This is a genomic window from Cellulomonas bogoriensis 69B4 = DSM 16987 (assembly GCF_000767165.1).
Classification (GTDB): Bacteria; Actinomycetota; Actinomycetes; order Actinomycetales; family Cellulomonadaceae; genus Actinotalea; species Actinotalea bogoriensis.
Window position 1 is genome coordinate 1 of record NZ_AXCZ01000015.1, and the last position, 22,924, is coordinate 22,924.

General features: G+C 71.8%; 20 protein-coding genes, 1 other RNA gene and 1 pseudogene. 13 read left to right on the forward strand and 9 right to left on the reverse strand.

The window, feature by feature from the left end:
• A partial coding sequence (locus N869_RS02905; RefSeq protein WP_035057605.1) for a YaaA family protein occupies window positions 1-475 on the reverse strand: 475 nt, incomplete at its 3' end.
• Between the two features lie 42 nt (window positions 476-517).
• On the opposite strand from N869_RS02905, the gene rnpB reads away from it, so the two are divergent.
• Window positions 518-897, forward strand: an RNA gene (gene rnpB, locus N869_RS16360) — RNase P RNA component class A.
• Between the two features lie 35 nt (window positions 898-932).
• Here rnpB and N869_RS17245 read toward each other — a convergent pair.
• A complete protein-coding gene (locus N869_RS17245) occupies window positions 933-1,064 on the reverse strand; it encodes a chromosome partitioning protein (protein WP_156968311.1) in 132 nt (43 codons plus the stop codon).
• Window positions 1,065-1,192: 128 nt separating this feature from the next.
• Here N869_RS17245 and N869_RS02910 point away from each other — a divergent pair, with 128 nt between their 5' ends.
• Window positions 1,193-1,540: an STAS domain-containing protein gene (locus N869_RS02910; RefSeq protein ID WP_232229585.1), complete on the forward strand. Its 348-nt coding sequence runs from the start codon at window positions 1,193-1,195 to the stop codon at window positions 1,538-1,540.
• A 43-nt stretch (window positions 1,541-1,583) separates the two neighbouring features.
• On the opposite strand, the gene ppgK is transcribed toward N869_RS02910, so the two are convergent.
• Together ppgK and map are read right to left on the reverse strand one after the other, a co-directional pair.
• Entirely contained in the window at window positions 1,584-2,375 is a 792-nt protein-coding gene (gene ppgK, locus N869_RS02915) for a polyphosphate--glucose phosphotransferase (RefSeq protein ID WP_052104898.1), read from the reverse strand.
• A complete protein-coding gene (map, locus tag N869_RS02920) occupies window positions 2,372-3,262 on the reverse strand; it encodes a type I methionyl aminopeptidase (protein ID WP_035057608.1) in 891 nt (296 codons plus the stop codon). The genes ppgK and map overlap by 4 nt, the downstream gene beginning before the upstream one ends.
• Window positions 3,263-3,341: 79 nt before the next feature.
• Here map and N869_RS02925 point away from each other — a divergent pair, with 79 nt between their 5' ends.
• Window positions 3,342-3,563, forward strand: coding sequence for a hypothetical protein (locus N869_RS02925; protein WP_035057653.1), 222 nt, complete (start codon window positions 3,342-3,344; stop codon window positions 3,561-3,563).
• Between the two features lie 12 nt (window positions 3,564-3,575).
• Here N869_RS02925 and panB read toward each other — a convergent pair whose 3' ends face one another.
• Both panB and N869_RS02935 read right to left on the reverse strand, forming a co-directional pair.
• On the reverse strand, window positions 3,576-4,406 hold the full coding sequence (panB, locus tag N869_RS02930) for a 3-methyl-2-oxobutanoate hydroxymethyltransferase (RefSeq protein WP_035057611.1): 831 nt from the start codon (window positions 4,404-4,406) through the stop codon (window positions 3,576-3,578).
• On the reverse strand, window positions 4,399-6,048 hold the full coding sequence (locus tag N869_RS02935) for an NAD+ synthase (RefSeq protein WP_035057614.1): 1,650 nt from the start codon (window positions 6,046-6,048) through the stop codon (window positions 4,399-4,401). The genes panB and N869_RS02935 overlap by 8 nt, the downstream gene beginning before the upstream one ends.
• 127 nt (window positions 6,049-6,175) lie before the next feature.
• Between N869_RS02935 and glnA (N869_RS02940) the strand changes: the two genes are divergently transcribed.
• The gene (gene glnA / locus N869_RS02940) at window positions 6,176-7,513 is read left to right on the forward strand and encodes a type I glutamate--ammonia ligase (RefSeq protein ID WP_035057617.1); all 1,338 of its coding nucleotides are present in this window, start codon (window positions 6,176-6,178) and stop codon (window positions 7,511-7,513) included.
• Between the two features lie 16 nt (window positions 7,514-7,529).
• Window positions 7,530-10,550 (forward strand): bifunctional [glutamine synthetase] adenylyltransferase/[glutamine synthetase]-adenylyl-L-tyrosine phosphorylase, encoded by a 3,021-nt coding sequence (locus N869_RS02945; protein WP_035057620.1) that lies wholly within the window; start codon window positions 7,530-7,532, stop codon window positions 10,548-10,550.
• Here the strand turns inward: N869_RS02945 and N869_RS02950 are convergent.
• Window positions 10,541-10,981: a CoA-binding protein gene (locus tag N869_RS02950; protein ID WP_035057622.1), complete on the reverse strand. Its 441-nt coding sequence runs from the start codon at window positions 10,979-10,981 to the stop codon at window positions 10,541-10,543. The two genes, N869_RS02945 and N869_RS02950, sit on opposite strands and share 10 nt — an antisense overlap.
• 41 nt (window positions 10,982-11,022) lie before the next feature.
• The gene (gene ligD / locus N869_RS02955; protein WP_035057625.1) at window positions 11,023-11,922 is read right to left on the reverse strand and encodes a non-homologous end-joining DNA ligase; all 900 of its coding nucleotides are present in this window, start codon (window positions 11,920-11,922) and stop codon (window positions 11,023-11,025) included.
• 165 nt (window positions 11,923-12,087) lie between these two features.
• On the opposite strand from ligD, the gene ku reads away from it, so the two are divergent.
• The 7 genes and pseudogenes from ku to araA all read left to right on the forward strand — a co-directional run bounded on the left by ku (window position 12,088) and on the right by araA (window position 20,757).
• Entirely contained in the window at window positions 12,088-12,996 is a 909-nt protein-coding gene (ku, locus tag N869_RS02960) for a non-homologous end joining protein Ku (RefSeq protein WP_035057655.1), read from the forward strand.
• Window positions 12,997-14,034: a PHP domain-containing protein gene (locus N869_RS02965; protein WP_035057629.1), complete on the forward strand. Its 1,038-nt coding sequence runs from the start codon at window positions 12,997-12,999 to the stop codon at window positions 14,032-14,034. It abuts the gene before it with no gap.
• 109 nt (window positions 14,035-14,143) lie between these two features.
• The gene (locus N869_RS02970; protein WP_052104899.1) at window positions 14,144-15,325 is read left to right on the forward strand and encodes an endo-1,4-beta-xylanase; all 1,182 of its coding nucleotides are present in this window, start codon (window positions 14,144-14,146) and stop codon (window positions 15,323-15,325) included.
• A 222-nt stretch (window positions 15,326-15,547) separates the two neighbouring features.
• Entirely contained in the window at window positions 15,548-16,660 is a 1,113-nt protein-coding gene (locus N869_RS02975; RefSeq protein ID WP_035057660.1) for an endo-1,4-beta-xylanase, read from the forward strand.
• Between the two features lie 180 nt (window positions 16,661-16,840).
• Window positions 16,841-18,463: pseudogene (locus N869_RS02980) on the forward strand (xylulokinase); the annotation flags it as partial.
• Between the two features lie 69 nt (window positions 18,464-18,532).
• Window positions 18,533-19,258: an L-ribulose-5-phosphate 4-epimerase gene (locus N869_RS17640; RefSeq protein ID WP_198025938.1), complete on the forward strand. Its 726-nt coding sequence runs from the start codon at window positions 18,533-18,535 to the stop codon at window positions 19,256-19,258.
• On the forward strand, window positions 19,255-20,757 hold the full coding sequence (gene araA / locus N869_RS02985; RefSeq protein WP_035057631.1) for an L-arabinose isomerase: 1,503 nt from the start codon (window positions 19,255-19,257) through the stop codon (window positions 20,755-20,757). The genes N869_RS17640 and araA overlap by 4 nt, the downstream gene beginning before the upstream one ends.
• Before the next feature lie 112 nt (window positions 20,758-20,869).
• Here araA and glnA (N869_RS02990) read toward each other — a convergent pair whose 3' ends face one another.
• Window positions 20,870-22,294: a type I glutamate--ammonia ligase gene (gene glnA, locus N869_RS02990; RefSeq protein ID WP_035057634.1), complete on the reverse strand. Its 1,425-nt coding sequence runs from the start codon at window positions 22,292-22,294 to the stop codon at window positions 20,870-20,872.
• 164 nt (window positions 22,295-22,458) lie between these two features.
• Between glnA (N869_RS02990) and N869_RS02995 the strand changes: the two genes are divergently transcribed.
• A complete protein-coding gene (locus N869_RS02995; protein WP_035057664.1) occupies window positions 22,459-22,920 on the forward strand; it encodes an RDD family protein in 462 nt (153 codons plus the stop codon).
• The last annotated feature ends 4 nt before the right edge of the window (window positions 22,921-22,924 follow it).

The following is a 22,924-nucleotide window of genomic DNA, read 5'->3' on the forward strand; positions in this document are numbered from 1 at the left end:
CCAGTCCCGTGCGCCCGGCCAGGGCGTCGCCCAGGTGCGGGCGCCAGAACCGGGCCAGCGGCCCGGGACCCGGCAGGTCGGTGCCCATCGACAACCGGTACGCCGGGATGCGGTCATCGGGGGAGACCAGCCCCCACAGCGCGGACACGGTGCGGACCGTCCCTGCCGCGCGGGCGGCGGCCGCGCCGTCGAGACCGCTGAGACCGGCGGCGGCGTACAGCACACCCGTGTACACCTCCCGGGCCGGGGCGGTCGGAGCGGACCGGAGCGCGGTGTTGCGCGCGACCTCGGTGGCGAGCGTCGGGCCGACCCCGAGAACCGTGCACGCGTCGTCTGCCGCACTGGCCCGGGCGAGGGCGTCGAGCACCTCCTGCCGGGGTGGTCCCAGGGTGGGGTGGTCGAGGGCGTCGAGGTCCAGGGGGGCGCCCCGGGAGGGAGCGTCCTTGCCCTCCGAGGGGGGTAGCAGCACGAGCACCGCAGCAGGCTAGTGCGTCCGGGGGCTAGACTCGTGCCCGGATGAGTCGGCCAGGCGGCCGCGTCAGGGGCGTCGCTCCTGCCGAGGAACGTCCGGGCTCCGTAGAGCACGGTGGTGGGTAACGCCCACCCGGGGTGACCCGCGGGACAGTGCCACAGAGAACAGACCGCCTCGAGGTGCTCGCACCACGAGGTAAGGGTGAAACGGTGGTGTAAGAGACCACCAGCGCACCGGGTGACCGGTGCGGCTAGGTAAACCCCACCGGGAGCAAGGCCAGACAGGGAGCGTTCGAGGGCTGCTCGCCCGAGCTACCGGGTAGGCCGCTGGAGGCGCACGGCGACGTGCGTCCTAGATGGATGGTCGCCACCCGGGCCGCGTCAGCGGCCGGGGGACAGAACCCGGCGTACCGGCCGACTCATCCGCACCACCGAGGCCCCTGGGGCCGCGCGCGACCGTCTCAGGAGGTCTCGGTGGTCTCCTTGGGCGTGTCCTCGTCCCCGTCGTCGGCGGGGATGGGGTCGGGGTCGACGGCCTTGGTCGGCAGGTCGGGCTGCTTGGGGTCGAACGAGTCGGGCAGGTTCTCCGTCATGGACCTACCGTCGCACCGGACGTCGTCCCGCGCATCTGCGGTGACCGGTTACGGTGTGCCTGCCCCGGCGGTGCTCGCCGCGGGGGCAGGACCACGACGCCACCTCGCAGGTGACGCCAAGGACGAAGGTGACCCTGCAGATGGACCAGACCCCGCGACCCCCTGTCGGTGGGATCACCGTCGTCGAGCACGCCGACCGGACCACCGCCCAGCTCTGGGGCGAGATCGACGAGGCCGTCCGTCACGAGGCCGAGCAGGCGCTGAGCCGCACCGTGGACCGGGCCCTGCCGGTGGTCCTGGACGCCGGGGAGGTCACGTTCATCGACTCCACCGGCGTGGCGTTCCTGATCCAGTTCTGCACGCTGGGGCGGGAGGAAGGCCTCTCCGTCACCCTTGCCGACCCGCCACCGGCCGTCAGCGAGGTGCTGGACCTGCTGGGGCTACGGCGGCTGTTCGACCCCGAGGACGGCGACTAGGAGCTCAGGTCGAGGGCCGGACGTACGCCTGGCCCTGCGGGGCTCACCGGGCGGCGACGTCCGCCGCGAGCGCCGCGGCCCCGACGATCCCCGCAGCGTTCCGCAGGCCCGCGGGTACCACGGGGGTGCGCAGGTCCAGCAGCGGCAGGAACCGGTCGTGCTTCTTGGACACCCCGCCCCCCACCACGATCAGGTCTGGCCACAGCAGGTCCTCCACCACCCGGAAGTACCGTTGCAGGCGCTCCGCCCACGCGGTCCAGTCCAGGTCCTCGCGCTCGCGTGCGGAGTCGGCAGCCCTGCTCTCGGCGTCGAACCCGTCGATCTCCAGGTGCCCGAGCTCGGTGTTGGGCACCAGGGTGCCGTCCACGACCAGGCACGTGCCGATCCCGGTGCCGAGGGTCACGACCAGGACCGTTCCCGTGCGGCCCCTGGCAGCTCCGTAGAGGGTCTCGGCGTAGCCGGCGGCGTCGGCGTCGTTGACGGCGACCACGCGGCGGCCGGTGGCCTGCCCGACGACGGCCTCCACGTCGGTGCCGATCCACGAGTCGTCCACGTTCGCGGCCGAGCGCGCCACCCCGTGCTGGATGACCGCCGGGAACGTGACCCCGACCGGGAGGTCGGGGGGCAGGTCGAAGCCGTCGACGAGTTGGGCGACGGTGGCGGCCACGGCCTGCGGGGTGGCCGGCTGCGGGGTGGGGATCCGCGCCCGGTCGGCGCTGAGCTCCCCGGCGACCAGGTCGACCGGGGCGCCCTTGATCCCGGAGCCGCCGATGTCGATGCCGAACGCGCCCAGGGGGCGGTCGGGGGCCGGGGACGGGTCGGTGAGGGCGCTCATGGCAGCGTGAGCACCTCCGCTCCGGTCTCGGTCACGACCAGGGTGTGCTCGAACTGCGCGCTGCGCCGCCGGTCCTTGGTGACGACGGTCCATCCGTCGTCCCACATCTCCCACTCGTGGGTGCCGAGGTTGATCATCGGTTCGATGGTGAAGACCATGCCCGGTTCGATGACGGCGTCGTGGTGGGGCGCGGAGTCGTAGTGGGGGATGATCAACCCGGAGTGGAACGCCTCACCGACGCCGTGACCGGTGAAGTCCCGCACGACCCCGTACCCGAACCGGGTGGCGTACTTCTCGATGACCCGGCCGATCACGTTGACCTCGCGGCCCGGCCGGACCGCCTTGATGCCGCGCATCATCGCCTCGTGGGTCCGCTCGATGAGCAGGCGGGACTCCTCGTCGACGTCACCGACCTCGAAGGTCGCGTTGTTGTCGCCGTGGACCCCGTCCAGGTAGGCGGTGACGTCGACGTTGACGATGTCACCGTCCTGCAGGACGGTCGAGTCCGGGACGCCGTGGCAGATGACCTCGTTGACCGAGGTGCACAGGGACTTCAGGAACGGGACCTGACCCGGGTGGGGCTGGTAGCGCAGGGTCGAGGGGTACGCGCCGTGGTCGCACAGGAACTCGTGGCCCACCCGGTCCAGCTCGTCGGTGGTGACGCCGGGTGCGACGTGCCGGCCGACCTCCTGCAGGGCCTGGGCCGCGATCCGCGAGGCGACCCTGATGCGTTCGACGGTCTCGGCGTCCTTCACCTCGGACCCGGTGAACGGCAGCTCCCGGTTCTTGCCCACGTACTCCGGGCGGGGGATGTGGGCCGGGACGTCCCGGACGGGGCTGAGGGTTCCGGGGACGAGGGTCCCGGTCGGGGCGTGGACGGCTGGCATGCGTGGCAGTCTACGGATCTCAGGCTGACCCGCACCGGTGGTGCGGGCAGGTGAGGTAGGGCGCGGAGGAGGTCCGGTGATGGGCGCGGAGCACGCAGACGGTGACGGGGAGTACTGGTTCGACCCCCGAACCGGTGAGGTGAGCCGAGATCGGCGACGGTCGTGGCAGGGGCGCATGGGCCCCTACCGCACCCGTGAGGAGGCCGAGCAGGCCCTGGACCGGGCCGCCGACCGGACCGAGGCGTGGGACGAGGAGGACCGGCGTCGCAGCGAGGAGGACCAGCTGTGGGGCGAGGACTGAAGGGCGGGTCCGTCAGTTGTCGAACGAGTGCTCGTCGGCGGGGAACGCCCCGGACCGCACCTCGGCGTTGTAGGCGGTGACCGCCGCGCCGAGCGCCCCGCGCAGGTCCCCGAACGCCTTGGCGAACCGCGGCGACCAGTCGCTCAGGCCGGCCATGTCTGGCCACACGAGCACCTGCCCGTCGCACTGGGCCCCGGCCCCGATCCCGATCGTCGGGACCGTCAGCACCTCCGTGACCTGCGCGGCCAGCGGGGCCGGGACCATCTCGAGCACCACGGCGAACGCGCCGGCCTCCTGCAGGGCCAGGGCGTCCTCGGTGAGGTGCTCGGCGGCCTCCTGCCCGCGGCCCTGCACCCGCTTGCCGCCCAGGACGTTCTCGGACTGCGGCGTGAACCCCAGGTGCCCCATGACCGGGATGCCCGACCCGGTCAGCAGCTCCACGTGGGGGGCCACCCGGCGCCCGCCCTCGAACTTCACCGCGTGCGCGCCCGCCTCCTTCATCAGCCGCACGGCGGTGGCGTGGGCGTGGACGGGGGAGGCCTCGTAGGAGCCGAACGGCAGGTCGGCCACGACCAGGGCCCTGCGCACCGCCCCGGTGACCGCACGGGTGTGGTGGATCATCTGGTCGACCGTCACCGGGACCGTCGTGGAGTACCCGTAGAAGTTGTCCCCCAGGGAGTCGCCCACCAGCAGCACGTCGGTGCCCGCCTCGTCGAACACCTGCGCGGTGGGGGCGTCGTAGGCGGTCAGCATCGTCAGCCGCTCACCGCGCTCCTTGGCCTCACGTAGGTGGTGGACCCTCACCCGGCGGGGGGCGGGGGAGTGGCCGGGTACCTCAGACATCGACGGGTCCCTTCGGTTCACGCCAGCGGCTGGTCACCGGAAGCCTACGGTCCCTGCCGAACGCCAGTGCCGTGACCTTCGGGCCCGGCGGGTACTGGCGCCGCTTCCACTCCGCGCCGTCCACCAGGGCCAGGACCTTGTCGACGACCGCGGGCTCGAAGCCACGGGCGAGCAGCTCCTCCCTGCCCTCCGCGTGCTCGATGTAGGCGTCCAGCACCTCGTCCAGCAGGTGGTAAGGGGGCAAGGAGTCGGTGTCGACCTGCCCCGGGCTCAGCTCGGCCGACGGGGGCTTGGTGATCGATGCCTCGGGTATCGGCGGCACCTCACCGGCGTCCAGCGCGGTCTGGTTGCGCCACCGGGCCAGGGCCCACACCCGGGACTTGTCCACGTCCTTGATCGGCGCGTAGCCGCCCACGGCGTCGCCGTAGATCGTGGAGTAGCCGACGGCCAGCTCGGACTTGTTGCCGGTCGCCAGCACCAGGTGGCCCTCCATGTTCGACAGGGCCATGAGGATCACGCCCCGTACCCGGGCCTGGAGGTTCTCGGCCGCCAGGCCGGTCAGGCGCATCCCGTCGAAGGACGCGACGATGCCCGCGATCGGCTGCACCCGGTAGTCCGCACCGATGCGCCGGGCCAGGTCGGCCGCGTCGTCCCGGGAGTGGTCGGAGGAGTGCTGGGAGGGCATCGACACGCCCACGACGTTCTCCCCGCCCAGCGCGTCCGCTGCGATCGCCGCGACCAGCGCCGAGTCGATCCCGCCGGAGAACCCCAGCACCACCGACGAGAACCCGTTCTTGCGGGCGTAGCCCCGCAGGCCCGTGACCGCGGCGGCGTACACCTCGGCGTCGGCCGACATCGCCGGGGCGAGCTCCCCGCGCTCCTGGGCACCCCCAGCGGGCGGCAGGTCCCACACCAGCAGGTGTTCCACGAACTGCGGTGCGCTGGTCAGCAGCTGCCCGTCCGGGCCCACCACGAACGACCCGCCGTCGAACACCAGGTCGTCCTGGCCGCCGACCATGTTCACGTACGCCACGGGCGCGCCGACCTCAGCCGCTCGACGGGCCGCGAGCTCGGTGCGGACGTGGCCCTTGCCCTCCTCGTACGGTGAGCCGTTGAGCACCGCCAGCAGGTCCAGGCCCTGCCCGGCGAGCTCGGCGACCGGCCCCTCCTGCCAGATGTCCTCGCAGATCAGCACGCCCACGCGGCGATCGCCGACCTCCACCACGCACGGGCCCGAGCCGGGCGCGAAGATCCGGAACTCGTCGAACACCCCGTACGTCGGCAGGTGGTGCTTGTCGTAGACCGCACCCACCTGACCCTCGGCGACCACGACCGCGCGGTTCGTCGCACGACCCCCGCGATCACGCCCCAACGTCCCCAGCACCACCGACAGCTGACCCAGGCCCTCGTCCGCGAGCCGCGTGGCCACCGTCTGCAGGGCGCGGTCGGCCGCACGGGCGAAGGAGTCCCGCAGCGCGAGGTCCTCCACCGGGTAGCCCGTCAGCGTCATCTCCGGGAACAGCACCACCTGGGCACCGGCGGCGGCAGCCCGGCGGCTCCAGTCCAGGACCTGCTCGACGTTCCCGTCGAGGTCCCCCACGCACGTGTCGATCTGGGCGAGAGCGAGTCGTGTGGGCGCCATCGGGCCACAGTAGCGAGGGCCGCAGCCGCGCACGCCTCGGGTGCGGCGGGCGCCCGGCCGCACCCGGCGACGTGCCGCCACGCGGACGTGTCACGCCGGTGTCACATCCGTGGGGCAGGATGGTCCCATGGACAGGCAGCAGGAGTTCGTGCTCCGCACGGTCGAGGAACGGGACATCCGCTTCATCCGCCTCTGGTTCACCGACGTCCTCGGCGTGCTCAAGTCGGTCGCCGTGGCACCGGCAGAGCTCGAGGCGGCCTTCACCGAGGGCATCGGTTTCGACGGCAGCGCCATCGAGGGCCTCACCCGCGTGTACGAGGCCGACATGCTCGCGAAGCCGGACCCCTCCACGTTCCAGGTCCTGCCGTGGCGCGGCAGCACCCACGGGACAGCGCGCATGTTCTGCGACATCCTCACCCCGGACGGTGAGCCCTCGCTCGCCGACTCCCGCTACGTGCTCAAGCGCGCACTGTCCCGGGCCGGTGACAAGGGCTTCACCTTCTACACCCACCCCGAGATCGAGTTCTACCTGTTCGAGAACCCCGCCGACCCCGACAAGCCGCTCGTGCCCGTCGACTCCGGCGGGTACTTCGACCACGTCCCGCGGGGTACCGGCCACGACTTCAGGCGGGCCGCCATCCAGATGCTCGAGTCGATGGGCATCTCCGTGGAGTTCTCCCACCACGAGGCCGGCCCCGGGCAGAACGAGATCGACCTGCGGTACGCCGATGCACTCACCACGGCCGACAACATCATGACGTTCCGCACCGTCGTCAAGGAGGTCGCCCTCGAGCAGGGTCTCTACGCCTCCTTCATGCCCAAGCCCATGGCCGAGCACCCCGGCTCCGGCATGCACTCGCACTTCTCGCTCTTCGAGGGCGACCGCAACGCCTTCCACGAGCCCGGCGCCCAGCTCGGCCTGTCTCCGGTGGCCCGCAAGTTCATCGCCGGCCTCCTGCACCACGCCCCGGAGATCACCGCCATCACCAACCAGTACGTCAACTCCTACAAGCGGGTGTGGACCGGGGCCGAGGCACCCGCCTACGTCTGCTGGGGCCACAACAACCGCTCCGCCCTCGTGCGCGTCCCTATGTACAAGCCCGGCAAGGGCAACTCCAGCCGCATCGAGTACCGAGGCCTGGACTCCGCGGTCAACCCCTACCTGGCCTACGCCGTGCTCCTGGCCGCCGGTCTCAAGGGCATCGAAGAGGGGTACGAGCTCCCCGAGGGTGCCGAGGACGACGCCTGGACCCTCACCGATGCCGAGCGCCGCGCCCAGGGGATCGGGGCCCTCCCCTCCTCCCTCGAGCACGCGATCGAGCTCATGGAGCGCTCCGAGCTCGTCGCCGAGACCCTCGGCGAGCACGTGTTCGACTTCGTGCTCCGCAACAAGCGCGAGGAGTGGAACGCCTACCGCCAGCAGGTGACGCCCTTCGAGCTGAAGCGGTACCTGCCGGTCCTGTGACGGAGGGCGTCCACACATGACCGACGGCGGCCGCCCGGCCACGACCCTGCGCACCCGGCTCACACGGCTCGGGTTCACCGACCCCACCGCCTCGGCCCACCGCGTCGGTGACGCCGACCTGGCTCGTGCGGTCGGCCCGCTGGACCCCTCGTCCGAGCTCCTGGAGGCGCTCGGGGCCGTGGCCTCGCCGGACGACGCCCTCCTCGGCCTCACCCGCATCGCCACCACCGCCGACCCGGACGCGCTCGCCCGGGTCCTCACCACACCCGGGGAGCACCGGGACAGCCTCCTCGCCGTCCTCGGGGCCTCCACCGCACTGGCCGACCACCTCGTCCGTCACCCGGCCGACCTCACCGCACTCACCGACACCCACCCTCTGCACGACCACGCCGCAACGGTCCGCACCGAGCTCCTCGAGGCCGTCGGAGCGGACCCCTCGGACCCCGCCCCGGTCGCCACCCGCACCGGCGACACCGGCACCGACCTGATGCGGCACGCCTATCGGCGCCGGCTCCTGCGCATCGCCGCCGCCGACCTCACCTCACCCGAACCCCTCTCGCTCATGCCCCGCGTCGGCGCCGCCCTCGCCGACCTCGCCGCAGCAGCCCTCGAGGCGTCCTGCGCACTGGCGCGCGCCGAGCACCCCGACGCCGGCGACGTCCGCCTGGCCGTCATCGGCATGGGCAAGTGCGGGGGACGCGAGCTCAACTACGTGAGCGACGTCGACGTCATCTACGTCGCCGAACCTGCCGACGGCGTCGACGAGGAGCACGCCCTCGCCGTCGGCGCCCGGCTCGCCGCGTCCCTGGCCAGGGCGTGCTCAGGGCCCTCGACCGAACCCGCTCTGTGGCCCGTGGACGCGGGGCTCCGGCCAGAGGGCAAGAACGGACCCCTGGTCCGCACCGTCGCCAGCCACGTGGCCTACTACGAGCGCTGGGCCAAGACCTGGGAGTTCCAGGCCCTGCTCAAGGCCAGGCCGGTGGCGGGGGACCTCGACGTGGCGCGTGCGTACTGCGAGGCGCTGGGCCCGATGGTCTGGCAAGCCGTCGAGCGGGAGAACTTCGTGGAGGACTCCCAGGCGATGCGCCGCCGGGTCGAGGACCACGTGCCCGCTGCTGAGGCCGACAGGCAGCTCAAGCTGGGCGTCGGCGGGCTCCGCGACGTGGAGTTCACCGTGCAGCTCCTGCAGCTCGTCCACGGGCGCGCCGACGACGCCATCCGCAGCCCGAGCACCCTCGAGGCCCTCGCCGCGCTCTCAGCTCGGGGGTACGTGGGGCGTGAGCACGCGGCCCGGCTGGGCGTGTGCTACCGGTTGCTCCGCACGCTGGAGCACCGCATCCAGCTGCACCGCCTGCGCCGGACGCACCTGCTCCCCACGGACGAGGTCGACCTGCGCCGACTGGCGCGCAGCGCACGCCTGGAACCGCCTGCAGCCGAGACCGTGAGCCGCCGGTGGCGCACCGTCCGCCGTGACGTGCGCCACCTCCACGAGGAGCTGTTCTACCGGCCGCTGCTCCCGGCCACGGCCTCCCTGTCCCGGGAGGAGGCCAGCCTCGCGCCGGATGCCGCGAGGGCCCGCCTGTGGGCCATCGGCTACCGGGACCCTCGGGGCGCGGTGCGGCACATCGCGGCCCTGACCGAGGGGGTCAGCCGGCGCGCGGCGATCCAACGTCAGCTGCTGCCGGTGCTGCTGGGCTGGTTCGCCGAGGGCAGCGACCCCGACGAGGGCCTGCTGGCGTTCCGCCGGTTGTCCGAGGAGCTGGGAACCACCCACTGGTACCTCAAGCTCCTGCGGGACTCCGGGATCGCGGCGCACCGGCTCGCATGCGTGCTGTCCACGTCGAAGTACGTCGCCGACGCCCTGGCCAGGTCCCCGGAGTCGGTCGCGTGGCTCGCCGACGACGCCGAGCTCGCCGCGCGGGACGTCGAGCGCCTGAGCGGGGAGGTCGACGCAGTCCTCACCCGGAGCACCGACCCGATCGCTGCAGCGAACCTGCTGCGCGCGCTGCGCCGCCGTGAGATGGCGCGCACGGCGGTCGCGGAGGTCGTGCGCCCCGATGAGGTGACCGTGGCCCGTCAGGCCCTGACGGCCGCGACGGACGTCACGCTCGTGGGTGCGCTGCGGATCGCCGAGCACGAGGCGGGCCTCACCGAGGAGGGCCTGCTCACCCAGAGCGTGATCGTCGCCCTCGGCCGGCTCGGTGGACGCGAGGCCGGGTACGGTTCGGACGCCGACGTCCTGTTCGTCCACGAGCCATTCGACGGCGTGGACCAGGCACGGGCCCAGGCCCAGGCCGTCGCCGTCGCCATGCGCGTGCGTTCGCTGCTCGGGGCGGTGGGACCGGAGCCTGCGGTCGAGGTGGACGCGGACCTGCGTCCCGAGGGCCGCAACGGTCCGTTGACCCGGACGCTCAGCTCCTACCGGGAGTACTACCAGCGCTGGTCCTCCCCGTGGGAGGCGCAGGCCCTGCTGCGGGCGCGGCCGGTCGCGGGCCCGTCGTCGTTGGCCCGTGGTTTCGTCGAGCTCGTGGACCCGGTGCGCTACCCGGCCGGCGGTGCGGACGCGGCAGCGTTGCGAGAGGTGCGGCGCCTGAAGGCGCGCATGGAGTCCGAGCGGCTCCCGCGGGGCGTGGAGCCGGCGCGTCACCTCAAGCTGGGCAGGGGGGCGCTGAGCGATGTGGAGTGGACGGTGCAGCTGCTGCAGCTCCAGCACGCCCACGCCGTACCGGCCTTGCGGACGCCCAGCACCTTGGTGGCCCTGGAAGCGGCCCAGGGCGCAGGTCTGGTCGACGAGGACGACGCGGGGATGCTGAGGGACGCCTGGGAGCTCTGCAGCCGCCTGCGTGACGCCCTGGTCCTGCTGTCCGGGCGGACCGGTGGTGCCGCCGCCGACGTGCTGCCCCACGACCGCCGTGCCCTGGGGGCGTTGGCCCGCCTGCTGGGGTACCCGCCCGGTTCCGGCGGTGAGCTGGAGGAGACCTACCTGCGGACGGGGCGCCGCGCCCGTGCGGTCGTCGAGAGGGTGTTCTACGGCTGAGGGCGTACGCCCAGGCGCGGGCCCTCGATGCGAGGGCACCGGCCCTCCACGACGTCGAGCCCGGCAGCGCGGGCACGTGCGACGGACTCCGGGGCGTGGACGCCCAGCTGGAGCCAGACCGCTCGGGCACCGATCGCAGCCGCGGCGTCCACGACCGCGCCCGCCCGCGTGGAGTTCACGAACACGTCGACCACGTCCACAGGCCCGTGGACCTGCTCCAGCGTGGCGGCTCCGGGCTCACCGTGGACCGTCTCGGCCCGGGGGTGCACCGGGACGATGCGGTGGCCCAACGTCTGGAGGTACGCAGCGACGCCGTGCGCCGCACGGCCGGTGTTGGTCGACAACCCCACCACCGCCCACCGGCCAGGTGTGCTCAGCAACATCCTGACCAGGTGGTCGACGGCTTCGACGCTGGTCCCCGGGGCGGTCATGCCACCCAGCCAAGCACAGGCCGCAGCCCGGTCCCTGGGCCTCATCGGACCTGATCCAGGCCCGCGAGGAGGTCTCCGTCCTCCTCCAGCCGACGGGTCACCTCGTCCGGGGTGAGCTGGGTGATCCCCGGCTCGACCTCCTCCCAGCGTCGCGGCGCTGCCACGCTCGGGCGTTCCCGCCCGCGCATCGAGTACGGCGTGATGGTCGTCTTCGCCGGGTGGTTCTGGGACCAGTCGAGCAGCACCTTGCCGGGGCGGGCGTCACGGCGCATGACCGCCACGACCTCACCGGGGTGCTCCGCCTGCAGGCTGTGCGCCAGGTCCCGGGCGTACTGGCGCACCTGGACGGCGCTGCGGCGGCCGGGGAGCGCCGCGTAGAGCTGCATGCCCTTGCTGCCGCTGGTGACGGGAACCGTCGCGGTCAGCCCGTCGTCGGCCAGGGCGTCGGCCACCAGGTGCGCGACACGGGCGCACTCGTCCAGGCCGGCGGGCGGCCCCGGGTCCAGGTCCACCACGAGCCGGTCGGGCCGCCGGATGCCCCCGCGGGGGCCGGCGCGCCACTGCGGGGTGTGCAGCTCGATCGCCCCGGAGTTCGCGGCCCACACCAGGGAGGGCAGGTCGTCCAGGAACGGGAAGTCCACCTGGGTCGGGTCCTCGTCGTCGGTGCCGGGGCTCGCAGGGAGCACCTGGTGCCGCAGCCAGTCGGGGGCGCCACGGGGCGTGTTCTTCTCGAAGAACCTCTCACCCGTGACGCCCCGGGGAAAGCGGATGCGGGTGACGGGCCGGTCGCGCAGCTGACCCAGGAGCGGCTCGCCGACCTGCGTGCAGTACCGGATCAGCTCGGCCTTGGTGAACCCGGTGGACGGGTAGAGGACACGGTCCAGGTTGGTCAGTCGGACGCGGCGGCCGGCGACGTCCACCCACTGCGCGGAGTCACCCACGGCACCGCCTCTCCCGGCCCCGGTGGCGGGACCAGCACTCCCGGTCCATCCTGCCGTTGACGGTGCAGACCGCCACCCGGGGCCACGACCCAGGCCCAGAGGGCTCCCGCGGCCCCCGTCCGGGTGGCACACGATCGGTCCGCACGCACCAGGAGGGACGGGCAGATGCGCGCGATATGGAAGGGCGCGGTCGCGTTCGGCCTGGTCAACGTGCCGGTGCGGCTCTACGCGGCGACCGGTGAGCACAGCGTGTCCCTGCACCAGGTCCACCGGGCCGACGCCGGTCGCATCCGGTACCGCAAGGTCTGCAGCGTCTGCGGCGAGGAGGTCGGGTCCGCGGACATCGCCAAGGGCCACCAGACCGACGACGGTCGCATGGTCGTCCTCACCGACGACGACCTCGCCGGGCTCCCGCTGCCCACCAACCGTGAGATCGCGGTGGAGGAGTTCGTCCCGGCGGACCAGGTCGACCCCCTCATGCTCGGCAAGACGTACTACCTGGAGCCTGAGAAGCCCGCGGCCAAGCCCTACGCCCTGCTCCGTCAGGCGCTGGAGCAGACCGACCGGATGGCGGTGGTGAAGGTCGCCCTGCGCCAACGCGAGTCGATGGCCGTCCTGCGCGTGCGCGGCGACGTGATCTGCCTGCAGACCCTGCTGTGGCCCGACGAGGTCCGCGAGGCCGACTTCCCGGTGCTCGAGGACGAGGTCCAGATCCGCCCGCAGGAGCTGTCCATGGCTGCCTCGTTGGTGGAGTCCCTCGCCGCCGACTTCGACCCGTCCGAGTTCCAGGACTCCTACGCCCAGGCCCTGAACGACCTGATCAACGCGAAGATGTCGCAGGGGGAGCCCGTCACCGCGGGCACCGGGACGGACGCGGACCAGGGCGGGAACGCGGACGTCGTCGACCTGCTCTCGGCCCTGCAGCGGAGCGTGGAGAAGGCCCGCGGTGCGAAGGGCAGCGGTTCGACGGGGTCCTCCGAGCAGACGTCCGCGGACGAGGGCGGGTCCGCGCCCGAGAAGCCACGAGGCAAGAGCGGGGCGCGCAAGCGCAGCTCGGGCACCAAGGCCTCCTAGATGGGCCACGAGCCCCAGGACCGGGTCGTCGAGACCCTCACCCGCATCGCGTTCCTCCTCGAGCGCGCCCAGGCGTCCACCTACCGCTCGGGCGCGTACCGCCAGGCCGCGGCCGTGGTCGCGGGGCTGCCCGCCGAGGAGTTCGGCAGAAGAGCGGAGGAGGGCGCCTGGACGGACCTCAGCGGAGTGGGTCCCAGCACCTCAGAGGTCGTGGTCGACGTGCTGCGGGGCCGCACCCCACGCACCCTGGCCGACCTGGAGGAGGACCTCGCCGACCGGCTCGCCGCCGCGAGCCCCGACGGGCACCGGTTGCGTGCGGCGCTCCGCGGTGACCTGCACTCCCACACCGACGCCAGCGACGGTGGTGCACCCCTGCAGGACATGGCCCTGGCGGCCGAGGCCATCGGTCACGACTACCTGGCAGTCACCGACCACTCACCCCGCCTGCGGGTGGCGAACGGGTTGTCCGCCGAGCGCCTGGTCAAGCAGGTCGAGCTGGTCCGGGCGATGAACGAGGTCCTCGCGCCCTTCAGGCTCCTGGCCGGGATCGAGGTCGACGTGCTCGACGACGGGACGCTCGACCAGCGCCCGGACCTGCTCGAGCGCCTGGACGTCGTGGTCGCCAGCGTCCACTCCAAGCTGCGCATGGACACCGCCGCGATGACCAGGCGGATGGTCGCGGCGGTGAGCGGGCCGCACGTGGACGTCCTCGGTCACTGCACCGGACGGCGCGTGCGTGGCCGGACGCGGCCGCCGAGCGAGTTCGACGCCGCGGCGGTGTTCGGTGCGTGCGCACGCCACGACGTCGCGGTCGAGGTCAACGCCAGACCCGATCGCCAGGACCCGCCCGAGGACCTGCTCGCGCTCGCGGCGGACGCGGGCTGCCTGTTCGCCGTGGACTCCGACGCCCACGCACCGGGACAGCTGGACTGGCAGGTGGACGGCTGCCAACGGCTGGCGACCGCGGGGGTGGGGCCCGAGCGGGTGGTCAACACGTGGTCGCCCGGCCGGCTGCTGGAGTGGACGGCGCGCCGGTGAGTCCCGGACCGGCCGCGGGTGCGGTTACGGTGTGGTGCGACTGGTAACGTCGTTGCGACATGTCCGAGTCGTCACGATTTGGGCGGCAATGGAGCCAAGGAGAGTTTGCATGCAGCACCGTCGGAGCACGCACCACGGGGCCGGGGGCAGCACCCGAGGACCGGGACGAGCGCTGCGGTGGTCCGCAGCCCTGCTCGTCGCGCCGGTCCTGGTGGCCTGCGCCCCCGACGCCGAGGACCCGCAGGACGACCAGACCCCACCCGGTCAAGAACAGCCCGAGACGCAGTTCGACACGCTGCGCGAGGCCGCACCCGAGGGCTTCTACGTGGGGTCGGCCGCTGCAGGTGGGGGTCACCACCTGGAGCAGGACTACGACGACCCGTTCACCACCGACGAGGCCTACCGCGAGGTGCTCGCGGAGCAGTTCAGCTCGCTGAGCGCCGAGAACCAGATGAAGTGGGAGTTCATCCACCCCGAGCAGGGCGAGTACGACTTCGGGCCGGCGGACGCGATCGTCGACTTCGCCGAGGAGAACGGTCAGGTCGTGCGCGGGCACACCCTCCTGTGGCACAGCCAGAACCCGGAGTGGCTGGAAGAGGGGGACTTCACCCCTGAGGAGCTGCGCGAGATCCTGCGCGAGCACATCGAGACCGTCGTCGGCCGGTACGCCGGGCGGATCCAGCAGTGGGACGTCGCCAACGAGATCGTCGACGACGACGCCGAGATCCGCACCGAGGAGAACATCTGGATCCGTGAGCTGGGCATCGAGATCGTCTCGGACGCGTTCCGCTGGGCGCACGAGGCCGACCCCGAGGCCGAGCTGTTCCTGAACGACTACTCCGTCGAGGGCATCAACGCCAAGAGCGACGTGTACTACGGGCTGGCCCAGGACATGCTCGATGACGGCGTCCCGCTGCACGGCTTCGGGGTGCAGGGTCACCTGTCGACCCAGTACGGCTACCCGGGGGACCTGCAGCAGAACCTGCAGCGGTTCGCCGACCTGGGACTGAAGACCGCCATCACCGAGATCGACGTGCGCATCGTCATGCCCGAGGACGGGCAGCCCGACCAGGGTGCGTTCGAGCAGCAGGCGGCGTACTACCGGATGAGCCTGGAGGCGTGCCTGGCCGTCGAGGGCTGCGACTCGTTCACCCTGTGGGGCTTCGTGGACCGCTACTCCTGGGTTCCGGTGTTCTTCCCCGAGGAGGGCGCCGCGACGGTGATGGAGGACGACTACTCCCCGCGCCCGGCGTTCACCGCACTGCTCCAGGCACTCGAGGCGGCCCGGTGACCTCGATCTGACCCCGTGGTGCGGGGGCGCTTCGTGACGGCGCCCCCGCACTGCTCCGGTCGGGTGGTTGTTCCTCGCCCGACCCCGTCATGAGTGGGACGTTCATCACAAGACGTGGGACGTCCCACCTTCTGGGCTGCCCGCGCTGATAGCCTCCGCTCTGGACAAACCCCCCTGAACGCCGCGTGCTGACGCGGTGTTTCCCCAGAGCGAGGCATGACGATGCGACCCCGAAACCGTGACCGCAGGACGGCCCTGCGGGCCGCCGCCGCCCTCCTGATCCTCCCGGTCCTCGCCGCGTGCGGGGGACCGAGCCACCCCACGACGACGCTACGAGGAGCGGCCCCCGATGGCTTGGCCATCGGCTCGGCCGTCGCCGGCGGTGGGCACCACGACCGGATGGACTACCCGGACCCGTTCCCCAACGACACCCGGTACCGGGAGACGCTCGCGGAGCAGTTCAGCTCGGTGAGCCCGGAGAACCAGACGAAGTGGGCCTACGTGCACCCGGCACGGGACGAGTACAACTTCGGCCCCGCCGACGACATCGTCGAGTTCGCTCGTGAGAACCGCCAGATGGTGCGCGGCAACGCGCTGCTCTGGCACAGCCAGAACCCGAGCTGGCTGGAGGACGGGAACTTCACCCCGGCCGAGCTCCGGGAGATCCTCAAGGACCACATCCAGACGGTGGTGGGGCACTACAAGGGCAAGGTCGACCACTGGGACGTGGCGAACGAGGTCTTCGACGACGAGGCGAACCTGCGCTTCCAGGAGAACATCTGGCTCCGCGAGCTCGGGATGGGTGTGATCGCCGACGCGTTCCGGTGGGCCCACGAGGCCGACCCGAGGGCCACGCTCTTCATCAACGACTTCAACACCGAGGGCAAGAACGCGAAGAGCGACGCCTACTACGAGCTGGTCCGTACCCTGCTGGAGGATGACGTGCCGGTGCACGGGTTCGGGGTCCAGGGGCACCTGAGCATCGAGTACGGGTTCCCGGGCGACATGCGTGAGAACCTCCAGCGGTTCGCCGACCTGGGTCTGGAGGTGGCGGTGACCGAGATGGACGTCCGGATGGTCCTGGACGACTCGGGCGAGCCGACCGAGGCCCAGCTGGAGCAGCAGGCGGAGTACTACCGCATGGCGCTCGAGGCGTGCATGGCGGTGGAGTCGTGCACCTCGTTCACCGTGTGGAGCTTCACCGACAAGTACTCCTGGGTGCCCGTCGTGTTCGAGGGCGAGGGCGCCGCGACCCTGATGAGCGAGACGTTCACCCGGCGTCCGGCATTCGGGGAGCTGCGCGCAGCCCTCAACGCCGAGCGCGAGGCGCGCTGACAGCACGCCGCCGCCGATACCGCAGAGCCCGCCGACCGCCTCCCTCCCGGGGTGGTCGGCGGGCTCTGTCGCGCTTGCGGGTACCCCTGTCGGCCCGACGGTCCTGGCGAGGGTAAACGTTGGAACTGTATCGTCGCGGTGTTCGTCGTCGACCCCAGGCCCCGAAGGTGGTGCACCCACGTGACTGCTCACGACCCGCGCTCGAGCACGGGACCGCACGAGGGGGACGCCCGTGACGTCCTGCGTTCGGGACGTGCCTACCTGGGGATCGAGCTGGGGTCGACCCGGATCAAGGCCGTGCTGGTCGGCCCCGACGGCACGCCCCTGGCCAGCGGCGGGCACGGGTGGGAGAACCAGCTCGTCGACGGGCGCTGGACGTACCACCTGGACGCGGTGTGGGAGGGCCTGCAGGGGGCGGTGACCGACCTGCACGCGGACGTGGTGCGCAGGCACCGCACGCCGTTGACGCGCCTGGCAGGGCTCGGGATCTCGGCGATGATGCACGGGTACCTGGCGTTCGACGCGGACGGGGAGCTCCTCGTGCCGTTCCGGACCTGGCGCAACACCAGCACCGCCCCCGCCGCCCGCGACCTGACCGCCGCGCTCGGGCAGAACGTGCCGATGAGGTGGTCGGTCGCGCACCTGTACCAGGCGGTCCTCGACGAGGAGCCGCACGTGGCCCGCCTCGCGTCGCTCACGACCCTCGCCGGGTACGTGCACCGCACCCTGACGGGCAGGGACGTCCTCGGGGTCGGGGACGCGTCGGGCATGTTCCCCGTCGACCCGGCCACGCGGGGCTACGACGCGGACTCGATGGCGGTCGTCGACCGGATGCTCGCCGAGCGCGGGGCACGGGTGCGGCTGGCGGATGTCCTGCCGCAGGTGCTGGTGGCGGGCCAGGACGCCGGGACCCTCACGCCGGCCGGCGCCGCGCGTCTGGACCCCACGGGCGGTTTGCAGCCCGGGGTACCCCTGTGCCCACCTGAGGGTGACGCCGGGACGGGGATGGTGGCGTCCAACGCGGTGGCGCCACGCACGGGCAACGTCAGCGTCGGGACGTCCGTGTTCGCGATGGTCGTGCTTGAGCGGCCCCTGGCGTCCGTCCACGAGGAGCTGGACGTGGTCACCACCCCGGCCGGTGACCTGGTGGCGATGGTGCACTGCAACAACGGCGCGAGTGAGCTGGGGGCGTGGGCCGAGGTGTTCGGCCAGTTCGCCGCGGCGCATGGGGCCGACCCCGAGCCGGACGCGGTGTTCGGGTCGCTGCTGCGGTCCGCCCTCGACGGTGAGGCGGACGCCGGTGGGGTGCTGGCCTACAACCAGCTGTCCGGTGAGCCTGTCGCCGGTCTGCAGGAGGGTCGACCGCTCGTGGTGCGGACGCCGGGGAGCAGGCTCACCCTGCCGAACCTGATGCGGGCGCAGGTCTACGGGGTGTTCGCGACCCTCAGCATGGGGATGCAGGTCCTGAGGTCCGAAGGGGTGTCGGTCGACGACCTGGTGGCGCACGGTGGCATGTTCCGCACCGAGGGTGTGGCGCAGCGGTTCCTGGCCGCCGCGACCGGGGCGCCGGTCGCCGTCGCGCGGGCTGCGGGGGAGGGCGGGCCGTGGGGTATGGCGGTCCTCGCCGCCTACGCAGGTTCGGGTGCGACCACGGACCTGGGGACGTTCCTGCGCACCGAGGTGTTCGCCTCGGCCACCGTGCACCGTGTCGAGCCCCACCCCGACGACGTCCAGGGCTTCGAGTCCTTCCTCGAGCGGTACCGCAGCGGCCTGGCGATCGAGCACGCGGCCGTCGCGTCGCTCCACCCTGAGGGCTCGCCCAGCCCGCCGGCCGAGACCACGGACAGCGGGGACCCGGCTCCTGCCGGGGGGCTGGAGGCCTACCCGGAGCAGGTGCGGCAGGAGGTCGCGCGGGTGCGCGAGGTGGTGGCCGACCTGCACGCCGAGCTGCCCCGGTGGGGCCTGGTGGTGTGGACCGCCGGGAACGTGTCCCAGCGGGTGCCGGTGCCGGGTGGTGAGGACCTGCTCGTGATCAAGCCCAGCGGCGTCGGGTACGACGACCTGACCCCGGAGGCGATGGTCGTGTGCGACCTGGACGGGAACCTCGTGGACGGCACGAGATCGCCGTCGTCCGACACGGCCGCCCACGCCTACGTCTACCGGCACATGCCGAACGTCGGGGGCGTCGTGCACACGCACTCGACGTATGCGACGGCGTGGGCCGCCCGCGGCGAACCGGTGCCGTGCGTGCTGACGATGATGGCCGACGAGTTCGGTGGGGACATCCCGGTGGGCCCGTTCGCGCTGATCGGTGACGACTCGATCGGCCGTGGGATCGTGGAGACGTTGAGCGGGTCACCCAGCCGCGCCGTGCTGATGCAGAACCACGGACCTTTCACGATCGGTCGGGATGCCCGGGACGCGGTGAAGGCCGCGGTCATGGTGGAGGAGGTCGCGCGCACCGTCCACATCGCACGGGACCAGGGCGAGCTGATCCCGATCCCCGCTGCGGACATCGACGCGTTGTACGCGAGGTACCAGAACGTCTACGGCCAGGGCGACTCCGCCCCGGTCACCGGGGAGGAGCACGTCGGATGAAGCCGTACGCAGACAAGGAGGTCTGGTTCGTCACGGGCAGCCAGCACCTGTACGGGGAGGACACCCTCCGTCAGGTCGCCGAGCAGTCCCAGACGATCACGCGCCTGCTGGACGAGGCAGGTGCGGTGCCGGCGCGCGTGGTGTGGAAGCCGGTTCTCACCGAACCGGACGCCATCCGGCGCCTGGCGCTCGAGGCGAACTCCGACGACGCGTGCATCGGGGTGATCGCGTGGATGCACACGTTCTCGCCGGCGAAGATGTGGATCGCCGGTCTGGAGGCCCTGCGCACCCCGTTGCTGCACCTGCACACGCAGGCCAACGTGGCGCTGCCGTGGGACACGATCGACTTCGACTTCATGAACCTGAACCAGGCCGCCCACGGGGACCGGGAGTTCGGGTACATCGCCACCCGCATGGGTGTGGCGCGCAAGACGGTCGTGGGTCACGCGTCGGACGCAACCGTGCAGCAGAAGGTCGGTACGTGGACGCGTGCCGCCGCTGGGTGGGACGCGGCACGGAACCTGCGCCTCGCCAGGTTCGGGGACAACATGCGTGGGGTCGCGGTCACCGAGGGTGACAAGACCGAGGCCGAGATCCGTCTGGGCGTCAGCGTCAACACGTGGGGCGTCAACGACCTGGTCGCCGCCGTCGAGCAGGTCCCGGACGCCGAGGTCGACGGCCTGGTCGAGGAGTACCAGGACCTGTACGACGTGGCTCCCGGGCTGCGGGTCGGGGGGGAGCAGCACGAGGCGCTGCGCTACGGCGCTCGCCAGGAGCTCGCGCTGCTGACGCTCTTGGAGACGTTGGGGGCCTCGGCGTTCACCACGACGTTCGAGGACCTCGGTGGCCTGCGTCAGCTGCCGGGTCTGGCGGTGCAGCGCCTCATGTCGAAGGGGTACGGGTTCGGGGCCGAGGGCGACTGGAAGACCGCTGTCCTGGTGCGCCTGGCGAAGGTGATGGGCGCAGGGCTGCCGGGTGGCGCGTCCCTGATGGAGGACTACACGTACCACCTGGTCCCGGGGGAGGAGCAGATCCTCGGGGCGCACATGCTGGAGATCTGTCCGACGCTGACCACCCGGAAGCCCACGCTGGAGGTCCACCCGTTGGGCATCGGCGGTCGGGAGGACCCGGTGCGGCTGGTGTTCGACACGGACCCCGGCCCGGGACTGGTGGTCGCGATGGCGGACATGCGCGACCGGTTCCGGTTGACCGCCAACGTCGTCGAGGTGATCGAGCACCCACCTCTGCCGCACCTGCCTGTCGCACGAGCGGTGTGGCGCCCGGCACCCGACCTGGCGACCTCCGCCGAGGCGTGGCTGACCGCCGGCGCGGCGCACCACACCGTCCTGACGACCCAGGTGGGTGTGGACGCGTTCGCCGACCTCGCCGAGATCGCCGGCACGGAGCTCCTGGTCATCGACGAGACGACCACCACCCGGGACTTCGCCGACCGGATCCGGTGGAACCAGGTCTGGTACCGGCTGGCCCAGGGGCTCTGATCGCGCCGTAGCGGCGCTGCACCATCGCCGCTGGCCCAACGCGACGAAGGCCCCGTCCACACGCCCGTGAGGGTGCGTGGACGGGGCCTTCTCGATGTCGGGCCCGCAGGGCTCAGACGTCGTAGTACAGCTCGAACTCGTGAGGGTGCGGGCGCAGACGGATCGGGTCGATCTCGTTGGCGCGCTTGAAGTCGATCCACGTCTGGATGAGGTCAGGGGTGAAGACCCCGCCCTCGGTCAGGTAGTCGTGGTCGGCCTCGAGGGCGTCGAGGGCCTCGCTGAGCGACGCTGGGACCTGCTGGATGGTGGCGTGCTCCTCGGGCGGGAGCTCGTACAGGTCCTTGTCGACCGGCTCCGGCGGCTCGATCTTGTTCTTGATGCCGTCCAGGCCGGCCATCAGCATCGCCGAGAACGCCAGGTACGGGTTCGAGGAGGCGTCCGGGACGCGGAACTCGATGCGCTTGGCCTTCGGGCTCGAACCGGTCACCGGGATGCGCACGCAGGCGGAGCGGTTACGTGCCGAGTACACCAGGTTGACCGGCGCCTCGAAGCCCGGCACCAGGCGGTGGTAGCTGTTGACCGTCGGGTTGGTGAACGCCAGCAGCGACGGGGCGTGCTTGAGCAGGCCACCGATGTACCAGCGGGCGGTGTCCGACAGGCCGCCGTAGCCCTTCTCGTCGTAGAAGAGCGGCTCGCCGTCCTTCCAGAGCGACTGGTGGCAGTGCATGCCGGAACCGTTGTCGCCGAACAGGGGCTTGGGCATGAACGTCGCCGTGCGGCCGTTGCGGTGCACCACGTTCTTCACCACGTACTTGAACAGCATGACCTTGTCCGCGGACTTGGCCAGCGTGTCGAACCGGTAGTTGATCTCGGCCTGGCCGGCGGTCCCCACCTCGTGGTGGGAGCGCTCGACGTCCAGGCCCAGCTTGTCGAGCTCGAGGCAGATCTCGTCACGCAGGTCGGCGAAGTGGTCGACCGGCGGGACGGGGAAGTAGCCGCCCTTGTACGGGGTCTTGTGCCCCAGGTTGCCGCCGTCCTCCTTGCGCCCGGTGTTCCACGCCGCCTCGATGGAGTCGATGTGGTAGTAGCTCTCGGACTGGCTCGTGTGGAACCGGATGTCGTCGAAGATGTAGAACTCGGCCTCGGGCGCGAAGAACGCGGTGTCCGCGATCCCGGTGCTCTTCAGGTAGGCCTCGGCCTTGGCGGCGATCTGACGCGGGTCGCGGCTGTACGGCTCGTCGGTGTACGGGTCGACGATCGCCATGTTGATGACGAGGGTCTTCTCGGTACGGAACGGGTCCAGGTACGCCGAGGTGAGGTCGGCGATGAGCTTCATGTCGGACTCGTGGATCGCCTGGAAGCCACGGATCGAGGAGCCGTCGAACATCTGGCCCTCGGTGAAGAAGTTCGCGTCGACGGTCGACGCGGGAACGTTGAAGTGCTGCATCACCCCGGGCAGGTCGCAGAACCGGACGTCGACGAACTTGACGTCCTCCTCCCTGATGAAGGCCATGACGTCATCGGCGGAACTGAACATCCGGTGCTCTCCTTGATCTCGGCGATGCGCGTGTGCGGCGTCGGTACGACCCTAGGTACGAGTGGTTTCTCCTCCATGTACCTCATGTTTCGTCCGCGTTACCGCGGGCGCCGCCGGGACGGTGCGCGACCGTGCCCCGAGCCGCCCCGCCGTAGGCTGTGACCATGTCGTCACGCAGGCAGGACCTCGGCTCGTGGTTGCAGGGTACTCCCGCGGGGCCGTCGGCAGGGCGTGCGCCCGGGATCGACCTGCCGGAGTCCGGACCCGGGTCCAGGGCCGGGCTCGGACGCCGCGTGGTGGCGCTCCTCGTCGACTGGGGCCTGAGCCTGGCCATCAGCGCCGCATTCCTTGAGGGTCACCCGATGGGCACCCTGGGCGTCTTCGCACTGACGACCGTCGTGCTGGTCTCGACCCTGGGCCACACGATCGGGCACAGGCTGCTCGGCCTGACGGTCGCGCGGGTACGGGACACGGCCGACCGCCCCGATCGCGCGCCGGCACCGGGGCTCGTCCCCGGCCTGATGAGGACTTTTCTGCTCTGCCTCGTCCTGCCTGCGGCCGTGTGGGACGGACAGGGCCGCGGCATGCACGACGTGGCGGCCGGAACGGTGCTGGTGCGCCGCTGACCGG